We start from the raw sequence: 12,647 nt of genomic DNA, 5'->3' as shown, positions 1-12,647 counted from the left end.
AATACATGAAACTTCATTTATTAAATAGGGCATCTGTATCTGACCGGTCATTTTCGGTCAATCATAATCTGTACCCTAATTTTTTAAGGGTTTGGCATTATCACCCAGAGATTGAGTTGGTGGTAATTCTAAAAAGTTCTGGAACACGCTTTATAGGAGATAACATAGAAAAATTTCAAGAGGGAGAAGTAGTACTCATCGGTAAAAATGTTCCGCACATGTGGTTGAACGATGAGGTTTATTTTCAGCCAGATAGTAAATTGGAAGCAGAGGCTCTGGCCATACATTTTACTAGAGATTTTTTAGGAAAAGGTTTCTTTGATATCCCAGAAATGAAACAAATTTCCGACCTTTTAAATAGAGCTAATAGAGGTATTAAGTTTAATACGTTGAGTACGGATTTGGTGGGTCAAATCATGAATCTAAAGGATTACGATACTACTACACGTGTATATAAAACTATTGAGGTTTTGGTTGCTTTATCAAAGCAAGAAAATTACCAGTTATTGTCAAGTACAAGCTTTGTAAATGCTTTTCAAAAAGCCGATAACTCACGAATGGATAAAATATATGCCTACGTATTCGAAAACTTCAATGATGGTATTAGTGCCAGTGATGTGGCCAAAATGACCGGTATGAACAAATCGGCATTTAGCAGATTTTTTAAGAAGACCCATAAAAAATCATTTACCAGATACCTTAATGAAATAAAAGTAGGTTATGCATGTAGGCTACTTTTGGAGAATAAAGAAAGTATTACTTCTATAGCCTATTTGTCTGGATTTAATAACATCTCTAATTTTAATAGACAGTTTAAAATTATTCATGGTTTGGCACCTTCTGCTTATTTGAAATATCATTCTTCAAACGACTAAAAATACCTTTTTGCGCAAAAAAAGTATTGGAAATAGTATTTTTTTTGGTAGTTGACCACACGATAGATTATTAGTTTTAACCACATTGGAATATTGATAATAAACATTCTAATTATTTAAGTAATTCTAATTGTTTGCTTGTTTAATTGAGTATTTCTTATTTAGAATCTTTGTCCAAGTTGATTTTACTTTAAATCGATTACTGTCAATAGTATTCGGATTAGGAGCGGTACGAAACAAATTCTTTTTCAAAATTTTAAAATGCGGATAGATCAATTCAAATATTTCCAATCTGGTGCAAAAGGCTTTTTAACAGGCGCTTTGCTTATTACGGGTGCTATATTTTTGAATGGACAAAGCAAAACTTCTACAATTGAAAAGCAAACAATCCTATTAGAAAATACTACTGAAGGTCCTTTCTGGGTTAAAACTACTTTAATCGAAAGTGGTGTGTTAGAAACCCCGAAGTACAATTTTACTAGTGAGTTTGATGCTGAAAAATCAGAAGATAATATAAAAGGAATTTTTTATGAAGGCCTACCTTTTAAAGGAAAACCAACAAAAGTTTTTAGCTGGTACGGAGTTCCCGAAAACCTGACTAAAAATGATAAAGTCCCTGCAATAGTCTTAGTGCATGGAGGAGGAGGTACTGCATTTATTGATTGGGTTAAAGAATGGACCAACAGAGGGTATATTGCAATAGCAATAGGGTTGGAAGGCCAAATTCCCGGAGATAAAATTGAAGGCGAGAATGGTAAAAAGGAGTATCAGACCTTTGAGTATTCCGGACCCAAACGACAAGGTTTTTTTGAAGATGTAGTTGTAGAGAAATTAGAAGACCAATGGTTCTTTCACGCGGTGGCAGATGTTATGTTGGCTACAAGCTTATTGAAAAGCCTACCAAATGTAGACGAAAATAACATTGGGATTACCGGCATTTCTTGGGGAGGTATCCTAACCAATGTGATAACAGGCGTTGACAATCGGTATGCTTTTGCCATACCTGTTTACGGTTGTGGATATTTACAGGAAACTCCTAATTATAGTAATCTATTAGGTCAGTTGAACAATGAACAACAAGCGTTTTATTTGAATACGTGGGAACCTTCATTATATGTGCCACTTCAAAAACAACCAACACTTTTTGTGAATGGTACCAACGATTTTCACTTTACTATGAACAGCTTCACTAAAACTTACGAAGCTTCTCCCAACGAAAAATATCTATCCATTGGGCATAATATGAAACATGGTCATCAAGCAGGATGGGCACCGGAGTCAATTTACACGTTTGCAGAGTATATAACAAACAATGGTACTCCGCCTGAATTACCAAAACTCATCCAAAACAAAAACAAGATGTTGTTGTATCAATATCAAGGAAAAGTAGATAAAGGGTATTTGTATTATACCACAGATACTAGTGATTGGGGAAAGGAAAGTTACCAGTGGGTCGAAACCACTGCTGAATTATCTGATACTAGTAAAACAATTTCAGCAAAGCTGCCTGACGAAGCAGTTGCTTATTTCATAAATATTATCAATTCAGAAGGTAGAATGTATAGTTCACCCATGAAGATAGTAAATGGTAATCGTCCATAAACTTGCCAGTAATAGGTGTTATAATTAATCGAATTCAATTTAAAGTCCAAACCAATGAAACTTAAGAATACCAAGGTAAATATAGTGTTGATATTATTTGTGATGTTCCTCTTTCAAAGTGGTTCTGTCTTCAGCCAAAAGAAAGAAAAAGGAGAAAATATGGACGAGATGTGGGGACATCAAAATTCATTGGGAGCAAATGCACCGGACTCTAGAACAAAATTATTTGATGATGGTAATTACGCCATGTTCATTCACTGGGGTATCTATTCCAAGATTGCCAATACATGGAAAGATAGTACGTATTATGGCATTAGCGAATGGATAATGAACCCCAGAAGAGCAAATATTCCCGTGGACGAGTATATGTCAGAAGCAAAAACTTTTGACCCTGTAAATTTTGATGCTATGGCAATTGCCCAACTGGCCAAAGATGCCGGAATGAAATATATTGTAGTTACCAGCAAACACCATGATGGCTTTGCGATGTACAATTCCAAAAGCAATGATTTCAATATTGTAAAGGCCACGCCTTTTGCCAGAGACCCTATGAAGGAACTGTCAAAAGCATGTAAGGAACTGGGCCTTGGTTTTGGCTTTTATTATTCGCACAATCAAGATTGGACATTTTAGGAGGCAACGGAGGACCAAAGGTAAACGAGAAAGGAAAAGAAGTTGGTTTTGATTATTACTTCAAGGAAAAGTGTCTTCCGCAGGTTAAAGAAATTGTAACCCAATATGGTGATATAGCCATGGTGTGGTTCGATACGCCAGGAATATGGAGAAAAAATATGTGGAAGAATTGGTTGAGGTTGTTCGTAAACATCAACCTAATGCCATGATTTCTGGACGGGCTGGTCATGGTTTAGGCGATTATAAATCTTTAGGGGATATGAACATTCCCATAAAAAATATTGGTGGACTTTGGGAAACTGTTGACGTTACCAACGATTCTTGGGGATACGCTTGGTACGACCAAAATTGGAAAAGCCCAAAACGGATTTTAAAAAGTATTATTTCTACTGTGGCTCGTGGAGGGACTTATATGCTAAATGTGGGGCCTGCACCAGACGGAACAATTCCTGCGGAGGCCCAAGAATCGCTAAAAACTTCAGGGGAATGGATTAGCAAGTATCCTCAGGTAATATATAAAACTGGGTCTTCACCATGGGGTCATGCACTACCTTGGGGTGATGCAACCATAGCGGCTGATGGCAAATTGAACCTTTGTGTTTACAAATGGCCGTTAGATGGTAAACTATGGCTTAGGATTAAAGAATACGATTAATTCTGCTGATTTATTAATGGACGGAAAAGGTCAAAAATTGGAAACCACAACCCAAGATGGTTGGGTAGCTATTTCATTACCAGCAAGACGGAACGAAAAATTAATATCTGTTATAGAATTAGAAATAGAGGGTAGCCCTGAGGTGGCTATATCCAATAGTATAGACCCTGTTCTTTCTACGGTACTGCCGGTTGATTTTGCTACGGCCGAAGGTTGTGCCATTGCCGAGAAAAGATGGATGGAAAAATTTGGGGAATGGAAACATATTGAGCAAGCTCAAGATTGGAAGGAAGGAAGTACAGTGACTTGGGAAATAGAAGTTAAAGATCCAGGCTATTATCAAACCGAACTAAATTATGCAGGTGAAGGTCGTTTGGTTTGGAACATAACTTCAGATGAGGGAGTTGTGGTTCAGAATCAGCAAAATTCATCAGCGGTATATAATTATTATGAAATGGGACTTATAAAGTTTAGTAAACCCGGAAAGCATACCATAACTGTTTCTTTGGTAGATGGTAAAAAGAACAACGCAAGTCTAAAAGAAATACGGTTGACACCAGAAGGAAGCATGGAGTAATATTTTAAAAAGCCCTCTGCGTGCCTCATGTCTAAAAATGGGATGGATGGTGTATAAAGAAAAGGTCAAAAAGCTAATAAAGAAACTGATTATGAAAATATTGAAACATAAAACTCTTGGAACTTTATTATTGTTGTTTTCAATGACCCTAGGTGCTCAAAACATCCAGAAACCCAATATAATTGTCATTTATACAGATGACCAAGGTTATGGAGATGTTGGCGCACTTAATCCCGATGCTAAGTTCAACACGCCAAATATGGATAAATTGGCCAATGAAGGCATCATTTTTACAGATGGGCATAGCAGTGATGCGGTATGTACACCATCTAGATACTCTTTGCTAACCGGGCGCTATAGTTGGCGGACCTCTTTAAAAGAAGGAGTTCTAAGAGCTGATGGGCCTTGTTTAATAGAAAAGGATAGGATGACCATCGCTTCTTTACTTCAAGAAAATGGTTATAAAACGGCCATGATAGGAAAGTGGCATCTTCAAATGGAATTTGAAGGAAGCTTAGGGAAAGACCGTGACTGGTCAAAGCCCTTTACAGATGGTCCAATAGAGAAGGGATTTGATTATTATTTTGGTATTCCGGCATCTATGAATTATGGCATTTTAACGTATTTGGAAAATGACAAGGTGTTAGATCCTCCTGTATTATGGACTAAAAAGAAAGCGGATAAAAGACCACGTGCATTTAGTGATAGTATTGACCCGAAAGGGTATAGAATGACACCACCCTATATAAGTGAGCGTAAAGAGGTTACAGGTGGCTGGGTAGAAGTGGCACCCTCATTTAACGATGAGTTGGTCTTAAAGACATTTGCTGATAAAGCGGTGGATTATATTAGCGAATCTGCAACGGAGGCCAAAGCGGGTAAACCGTTCTTTTTATACCTGCCATTGACCAGTCCACATTTACCGCATTGTACGCATCCTGATTTTCAAGGGCAGAGTAATTGTGGAAATTATGGCGATTTTATGGAAGAAACCGATTATAGGATTGGACAAGTTCTTGAAGCATTAAAATCGAACGGAATTGAAGAGAATACCCTTGTAGTTTTTTCATCGGATAACGGAGCGGAGACCAACTACGTTTATCAGCGAGAAAAATATGGGCACTATAGTAGTTTCAATTTTAAAGGAGGCAAGCGTGATATTTATGAAGGTGGACATCGGGTTCCTTTTCTTATGCGCTGGCCTAACGGCATACAAGCAGGAACAAAATCTGATGTGCCCGTTTGCCAGACGGATTACTTGGCTACCATTGCCGATATTGTTGGGGTAGAACTTCCGGATAATGCAGGTGAGGATAGTTATAGTTTATTGCCAATACTAAAAGGGGATAGTTATGATAAAACGGTAAGAGGAGCTGTAATTCATCATTCCGTTTCGGGTCGTTTTGCGATTAGAGAAGGGAAATGGAAACTAAATATGTTTAGGGGCTCTGGAGGTTCTTTAGAACCTAAAATTATTGAGCCAAAAGAAGGTGAAGCCCTATACGAATTATACAATATGGAAAAAGACCCAGGAGAAACTACAAATCTTTATTTTGATAATCCGGACGTAGTAAAAAGACTTACTCAGAAAATCACCAAAATTATTGAAGAGGGTAGAACTACACCCGGTACACCTCAATCTTATGTAAAAGAAGGTTGGAACATGCCGGATTGGAATAAGTCATAATTCCAATGTAGAATCATTAGAAACACTACAAAACCAAACAAGACCAAGAAATGAAAATAGGAATAAAACTCTTGCTTTTTAGCACTTTGTTGATTCTTTCATGTGGAGAAAAACAAGAAGCTAAAAAGAAGATAGCGGTTGAACAAGATACCCGGCCTAACATCATATTCATTTTTGCCGATGATTGGGGGTATGGTGACTTAGGTATCCATGGTAGTACGTTTTGTGAAACCCCAAACCTTGATAAAATGGCCGCTGAGGGCATCGATTTTCAAAATTTCTCTGTGGTGAACCCTGTTTGTTCACCTAGTAGGGTTGCAGTAATGACGGGACAATTTCCGGCGCGACAAAGTGTGCACGGTCATTTTGCATCTGTAGAATCTCATATAAAAAGAGGCATGCCGGATTGGTTAAACCCTGAAGCACCTTTACTTCCAAAAATGCTAAAAGAAACGGGCTATGCCACTGCTCATTTTGGCAAATGGCATCTTTCTAATACCCATGTTCAAGATGCACCTAGTCCACTAGAATATGGTTATGATGAGTACGGCGCATTTAATTTACCGAGTGACCTGCATCAAATGCAGGCAGACTCAACGCTGTATAAAACAATCGATTTTGTAAAACGAAACAAGAACAAACCGTTTTTTGTAAATGCTTGGATACACGCTACGCATACCCCGCATTACCCCAAGGAAAAGTACATGCAGCAATTTGCTCATCTAAAGGAGCAACAACAGGTTTACGCAGCTGTGATAGCGGAGTATGATGCTCGCATTGGTGAGTTATTTAAAACCTTGAAAGATTTAAGTTTAGATGAAAATACATTGGTAGTTTTTTCTTCGGATAACGGACCGGAAATAACTGGAAAAATTAAAACTACCGATGATAATTCTACAGGCCCTGGTATGGGAACTTATTATTCTGTAGGAGAAACAGGGGGACTCAAAGGTCGTAAGCGTTCTTTATTCGCAGGCGGTGTGCGTATACCGTTTCTAGTGCGCTGGCCTATGGTAAAACTCCATCTGGTGTGGTTGATAGAACTACAGAATTGGCTACGGTAGATTTGCTACCCACATTTTTAGAATTAGCGAATACAACCTATCCTGCAAATTATGAACCTGATGGGGTAAGTATAGTATCAGCTATTATGGGAAAACCTTTTGAAAGACAAAAGCCGATTTTTTGGGATTGGCGTTTTCCCAATGATCGACCTGATTTTTGGCCAAGTGAAGGTGTACAAGAAGGGAATTGGAAGTTGCTGGCAAATGAAGAACTAGGAAGAGCGGAATTATATGATATTTCTACGGATTGGGCAGAGCAGAAAGATGTGTCGGCAGAAAATCCAGAAAAGAAGAGAGAACTAATGGATAAGTTCAAAACATTCGAAAAATCCTTACCAACAAGTCCACCTGCTAATTCATTTTCAGAAGAAAGAAATTCAATAGGTTCCACAAATGAATAATTACAAGAGAAAGTGAATTGAATCATTGTACAATTTCATACGAATAAGAGAGCTCCATACGTGGAGCTTTTTTTATAATAATGATGTATCAGAACATCATATGTAAAAGTCAAACTCTCATGTGTTTTCATGATTTGGTAATTAAAAGACTGAATTTCATAAAATAAAAAAAAGTAGTAAAAACCGTATTAAAAATATCCAAGTAATACGGTTTATGCAAAAAAAGTATCGAATCTGGTATTTTTTTTGGTGGTGAGAGCTTTTTTACATTCTTAGTTTTTGGCTATGTCATTTTATTAAAATGATAATTTATAGTTTTTAAAGAAGCTATAATAATTTTTTGAGACGCCATTTTTGCGATATACTTAATTCGCAGTCGCCAACCCATCGTACTAACTTAATTATTAGAAAATGAAAAAACGGACAACCAAAATTTATCCCTTTGGCATTATCCCAAAGGAGGTTCTAAAGGTTTGCCTTTGTGCATTCCTTTTGCCAGCATTAATTTCAGAAGTTCAGGCGAGCAGCGCTCCCATAACCTCAGGACTTGATTTTAAAGATGTTCAACAGCAAATTACCGGTGCTGTTTTGGATAATGTGGGAATTCCTCTTGCGGGCGTGAATGTACTTATAGAAGGCAGTACAACAGGAACACAAACAGATTTTGATGGAAACTATACCATAGCGGCAAGTTCGGGAGATGTATTGGTCTTTTCATACATTGGTATGAAAACTCAGTCGATTGCGGTTGGCGCATCTAGTAGTATAGATGTAACCATGGAGGAGGATGCCGCAAGTTTAGATGAGGTGGTTGTAATTGGTTATGGTAGCCAAAAGAAAAGTGACCTAACAGGTGCCGTTGGTTCTGTCTCTGCAGCTGAGTTGCAAGAGCGTCCGGCCGCTTCCCTTACCCAATCCTTATCTGGTAAAATGCCCGGTGTAAGCGTATCTATTAATTCAGGTAGACCGGGCGGAAAATCCAATATCAGAATTAGAGGAAATTCTTCGGTTAGTCTTTCTAATGATCCGTTGTATGTAGTAGATGGAATCATATTAGTCTCATCAGGATTAGGCAATAACAGCTCTCCAATAGATTATATCAATCCCAATGATATTGCTTCAATTGAAGTTTTAAAAGATGCTTCGGCAACGGCAATATATGGTTCAAGGGGTGCCAATGGTGTTATTTTGGTTTCTACAAAAAGAGGAAGTAAATCAGGAGGAAAAATTAGTTATGATAGCTATTATAGTATAGGAAATCTTTCTAGAAAAGTAGACGTACTCAACTCAGAACAATTTTTGATGATAGAAGAGGTCGCCTATCAGAATGCAGAAAAATATGATGCCGTGGGTTTTGCCAATGGCAAGTATACGGACCCGGCTTTAAAAAGAAATGACCCAAAACTTTTTGATGCCAATGGTAATCCGCTTTATGATACGGACTGGCAAGATGAGGTAACCCGGGCGGCCTTCACACAGAACCACCAACTGTCATTTACAGGAGGAACCGAGAAAGGTAGCTACGGTGCGTTCCTTGGTTATATGGACGAAGAAGGTATCATGAAAGATTCTTGGTTAAAAAGATATTCCGGTCGATTTGTCTTCGATTCCAATATTAGGGATTGGCTCAAAGTAGGCGGTAGTCTTAGTTATAACAATCAAAAGGAAAGAGTTATCCACGCCTCATGGGTAGGTAGAAATATGATTGAGAATATTCCTATTGTACCTGTAAAATATCCAGATGGTAGTTGGGCCAGTAATGCGGATTACCCATAATGGAAGGAGGACCAAACCCGGTTAGGGTAGGAGAAGAGTACAAGAAATTCTTGCGCACCAATACCATATTAGGAAATATATTCGCCAACATCACCTTGGCGAAAGGACTGGATTTTAGAACTTCCATAGGCGTAAATAACGTGGAGCAAAAGACTGATGAATATGCCGGCCGTGAATTAAGTTTTATCGGAACGAATACAAACGGTTACGCAGAAAGATCAGCAAATGAATATACTTCATGGCAATTTGAAAATTACCTGACCTATAATAAAGAGATTGCAGATACTCATTCTATAACCGGTTTGTTGGGGATATCATGGCAACATATAAATAATACGGCATTTAGTGCCCGAGCAGAAAATTTCTCGGATGACTTTTTTAGCTTCGATAATTTAGGAGCAGGTTCAGTGGTTGGCAATCCAACGTCAAGTGCTTTTGCTTATGGCTTAAATTCTTATTTCGGACGTATTAATTATGGTCTTCAAAATAAATATTTATTGACCGTTACAGGTCGTGTAGATGGATCATCCAAATTTGGCGATACTAATAGATACGCTTTCTTTCCTTCAGCGGCTTTGGCTTGGAAAGTTTCTGAAGAGAATTTTTTGAAAGAATCTAAAACAATATCCAATCTTAAATTAAGAGCTAGTTATGGTGTTACCGGTAACTCGGAAATACCTGCATACGGAGCATTACCTATTTTTAGGTAACTATGCCTATGTGGTTAATAACTCGGTTGTAAATGGTATTGGTATAGACCGTTTGGCTAATCCTGATTTAAAATGGGAAAAAACAAACCAAGTAGATGCGGGTATTGAGGTTGGCTTATTTGATGGAAGAATTTCATTTGAGGTTGATCTCTACCGTAAGCTGACAGAAGATATGTTACTGAACTCGCCTGTACCTACCAGTAGTGGATACGCTTCTGTATTCCGAAATATAGGGAGCATGGAAAATAAGGGTATTGAATTTTCTTTGAGTACCATAATATTGCAACCGATAATTTTTCTTGGGATACGGATTTCAACATTGCCATGAATAAAAATGAGGTAGTTGCACTTTCTGGAGGAAGCGATATTTTTTCTAGTCGGACTATCATTCGCGAAGGAGAAGCTGTAGGTTCATTTTTTGGATTGGTAAATCAGGGCACATGGGGAACAGATGAAGCGGATGAAGCTGCTAAATATTTCAGATTACCAGGTGATGTTAAAATAGAGGATAGAAATGATGACGGGGTTATCAATCAGGCGGATAGAACTATTATCGGAAAAGGTATTCCCGATGGTTATGGAAGTCTGATCAACACTTTCCGTTATAAGAATTTTGAATTATTGGTGGATTTACAGTTTCAGTACGGTAATGATATCATGTATATCACTACCCGTCCACAAGAAAACAGACAGGGTATAGCCAACAGTCTTGCTACGGTATTGGATGCATGGACGCCTGAAAATCAGGATACGGAAATTGCACAGTGGAGACCAGTATCTGCGGGTTATGATAATTTAGACACCTCTCACATGATTCAAGACGGGTCGTTCATTAGAGGTAGAAACTTGTTGTTAGGTTATAATTTCTCACCAGATATTTCTGAAAAATTAAAGTTAAGCAGGTTGAAGATATATACATCGGCTCAAAACTTCTTTGTAAGCACAAAATATGAAGGTTACGATCCAGAAGTGCAAACGAGTGATAACACTTTTGGACAAGGAGAGGTAAACTTTGATCAATATCCAAAGCCTAGAGTATTTATGATTGGGTTGAACGCAACTTTCTAAACAAAAAATGACAAACATGAAAAATATAATTAAAACCAGAATTCAAGTAGTCTTGATGGGATTCTCGCTAATCATAGGAGTGGGCTGTTCTGATTTTCTTGAAGAAACCGATCCATCTAATATTACTGCAGACAGTTATTTCAAAACTGCGGAGCATGCAGAATCTGCTGTATATTCTATCTATTCCAATTTAAGGGAAGTACGGGGAGGATCCTATGGAGGTAGCCCTTGGCTCATGTTGGAATTTGCTACAGGTTTGGCCGATAGCGATTTAGGGCAGGCAGATAATAGCAATATCATTCGGAATTTAACGAATACTTCGGATAATGCGTATGGCAAAACGTATTGGGATAGCAGCTATAAAGGTATAGCCAATGCCAACTTAGCAATTGCAAATATTCCTGATATTACTATGGATGAAGGTCAAAAAAATCAACTATTGGGAGAAGCTCGGTTTTTAAGGGCCTATTACTATTATAATCTTGTTAGGATTTTTGGCAGCGTTCCTTTAATTACGGACCCAATTGATTTAAGTTCGGAGAACTTGTATTCGTCCCAAGAAACAGTCGAGAATATTTATGCGGTAATCGTAGAAGATTTAACTGCCGCAGAGGCATCGGGTCTTCCGTTTAATGATGGTACGGGAAAAGTAACCTTGGGTGCAGTTAAATCATTGCTATCTAGTGTGTATTTGACTATGGCTGGTAACCCTTTACAATTAGGTAGCGAGTATTATCAAAAAGCAGCGGACAAAGCAAAGGAGGTTATTGATTCGGCAGAATATAGTTTATTCCCAACGTATGCAGATTTACACGACCCTGAACAAAATAATGCTGGCGAGAATATTTTTATGGTTCAATATGAAGCTTTTGTAGACCCTTCTGATTGGCAGCCTTTAGTGATTCCTTATAACATGAATATTTCTGCTTATTCAGAACAGACAGGTGCTATTTATGCCAATGAGAATTTTATAAACTCATATGAAGAAGGAGACAAAAGGGTAGCTGAAAAGGAATTTTACTATACAACATATACCTCAAAATTTGATAGGGATGAAACTATTGTTCTAGGTGGATATTTCCTCTATAAACATTTTGATATTGTTGCTAATCTTGATACGGCAAGCAGTGATTTAAATTGGGATTTGATACGCTATGCGGAAGTCTTACTAATATATGCTGAGGCGTCAAATGAGGTATCAGGCCCTACAACAGAAGCGTATAATGCGGTAAATGCAATTAGAACTAGAGCAGAGCTTCCTGATTTAGCTGGACTTAGCAAAGACCAGTTTCGCGAAGCTATTTGGAAAGAAAAATGGCACGAGCTTAGTTATGAGAACGTCACTTGGTTTGATATGGTTAGGCTTAAAAAAGGATTTAATGTTACCGCAGGAACTTTTGAAGATTTTGTAGGTCATTCATTTGCTTATGGTCCAACATTAACAGAACGTGAACTATTGTTTCCTATACCTACAGATGAGCTTCGTAACAATGAGAATCTTGTTCAGAATGCAGGATATTAATGACGCGATAGCTTTTTAAAAATCGTCATATTTTCAATAAAACTAATACTTAACTCTGGGAATAAAAATGAAACATA

General features: G+C 37.8%; 14 protein-coding genes. All 14 read left to right on the top strand.

Annotated elements, in window-relative coordinates:
- The first annotated feature begins 5 nt into the window (after positions 1–5).
- Positions 6–875 (top strand): AraC family transcriptional regulator, encoded by an 870-nt coding sequence (locus Q5W13_RS00925; protein ID WP_304445041.1) that lies wholly within the window; start codon positions 6–8, stop codon positions 873–875.
- 261 nt (positions 876–1,136) lie between these two features.
- A complete protein-coding gene (locus tag Q5W13_RS00920) occupies positions 1,137–2,477 on the top strand; it encodes an alpha/beta hydrolase family protein (protein ID WP_304445040.1) in 1,341 nt (446 codons plus the stop codon).
- Positions 2,478–2,531: 54 nt separating this feature from the next.
- Positions 2,532–3,110 carry an alpha-L-fucosidase gene (locus Q5W13_RS00915; protein ID WP_304445039.1) on the top strand — a complete coding sequence of 193 codons (579 nt, stop codon included), beginning with the start codon at positions 2,532–2,534 and terminating at the stop codon, positions 3,108–3,110.
- The gene (locus Q5W13_RS00910; protein ID WP_304445038.1) at positions 3,098–3,319 is read left to right on the top strand and encodes a hypothetical protein; all 222 of its coding nucleotides are present in this window, start codon (positions 3,098–3,100) and stop codon (positions 3,317–3,319) included. The genes Q5W13_RS00915 and Q5W13_RS00910 overlap by 13 nt, the downstream gene beginning before the upstream one ends.
- Positions 3,256–3,765, top strand: coding sequence for an alpha-L-fucosidase (locus tag Q5W13_RS00905; protein WP_304445037.1), 510 nt, complete (start codon positions 3,256–3,258; stop codon positions 3,763–3,765). The genes Q5W13_RS00910 and Q5W13_RS00905 overlap by 64 nt, the downstream gene beginning before the upstream one ends.
- Positions 3,728–4,342: a hypothetical protein gene (locus Q5W13_RS00900; protein ID WP_304445036.1), complete on the top strand. Its 615-nt coding sequence runs from the start codon at positions 3,728–3,730 to the stop codon at positions 4,340–4,342. Before Q5W13_RS00905 ends, Q5W13_RS00900 begins: the two co-directional genes overlap by 38 nt.
- A gap of 91 nt (positions 4,343–4,433) precedes the next feature.
- Positions 4,434–6,029 carry a sulfatase family protein gene (locus Q5W13_RS00895; RefSeq protein WP_304445035.1) on the top strand — a complete coding sequence of 532 codons (1,596 nt, stop codon included), beginning with the start codon at positions 4,434–4,436 and terminating at the stop codon, positions 6,027–6,029.
- A 50-nt stretch (positions 6,030–6,079) separates the two neighbouring features.
- The gene (locus Q5W13_RS00890) at positions 6,080–7,093 is read left to right on the top strand and encodes a sulfatase-like hydrolase/transferase (protein ID WP_304445034.1); all 1,014 of its coding nucleotides are present in this window, start codon (positions 6,080–6,082) and stop codon (positions 7,091–7,093) included.
- A complete protein-coding gene (locus Q5W13_RS00885) occupies positions 7,060–7,494 on the top strand; it encodes an alkaline phosphatase family protein (RefSeq protein ID WP_304445033.1) in 435 nt (144 codons plus the stop codon). The genes Q5W13_RS00890 and Q5W13_RS00885 overlap by 34 nt, the downstream gene beginning before the upstream one ends.
- Positions 7,495–7,905: 411 nt before the next feature.
- Positions 7,906–9,270 (top strand): SusC/RagA family TonB-linked outer membrane protein, encoded by a 1,365-nt coding sequence (locus Q5W13_RS00880; RefSeq protein WP_304445032.1) that lies wholly within the window; start codon positions 7,906–7,908, stop codon positions 9,268–9,270.
- Positions 9,270–9,980 (top strand): SusC/RagA family TonB-linked outer membrane protein, encoded by a 711-nt coding sequence (locus tag Q5W13_RS00875; RefSeq protein ID WP_304445031.1) that lies wholly within the window; start codon positions 9,270–9,272, stop codon positions 9,978–9,980. The genes Q5W13_RS00880 and Q5W13_RS00875 overlap by 1 nt, the downstream gene beginning before the upstream one ends.
- On the top strand, positions 9,922–10,308 hold the full coding sequence (locus Q5W13_RS00870) for a TonB-dependent receptor domain-containing protein (RefSeq protein WP_304445030.1): 387 nt from the start codon (positions 9,922–9,924) through the stop codon (positions 10,306–10,308). Before Q5W13_RS00875 ends, Q5W13_RS00870 begins: the two co-directional genes overlap by 59 nt.
- Complete coding sequence (locus Q5W13_RS00865; protein WP_304445029.1) at positions 10,305–11,048, top strand: SusC/RagA family TonB-linked outer membrane protein; 744 nt, start codon at positions 10,305–10,307, stop codon at positions 11,046–11,048. Before Q5W13_RS00870 ends, Q5W13_RS00865 begins: the two co-directional genes overlap by 4 nt.
- 16 nt (positions 11,049–11,064) lie before the next feature.
- Positions 11,065–12,570: a RagB/SusD family nutrient uptake outer membrane protein gene (locus Q5W13_RS00860; RefSeq protein ID WP_304445028.1), complete on the top strand. Its 1,506-nt coding sequence runs from the start codon at positions 11,065–11,067 to the stop codon at positions 12,568–12,570.
- Positions 12,571–12,647: the final 77 nt, after the last annotated feature.

It is taken from the genome of Zobellia laminariae (assembly GCF_030553095.1).
In the GTDB taxonomy this organism is placed as follows: domain Bacteria; phylum Bacteroidota; class Bacteroidia; order Flavobacteriales; family Flavobacteriaceae; genus Zobellia; species Zobellia laminariae.
Note: the sequence above shows the minus strand (reverse complement) of the source record. Positions and strands in the feature narration are given on the sequence as shown.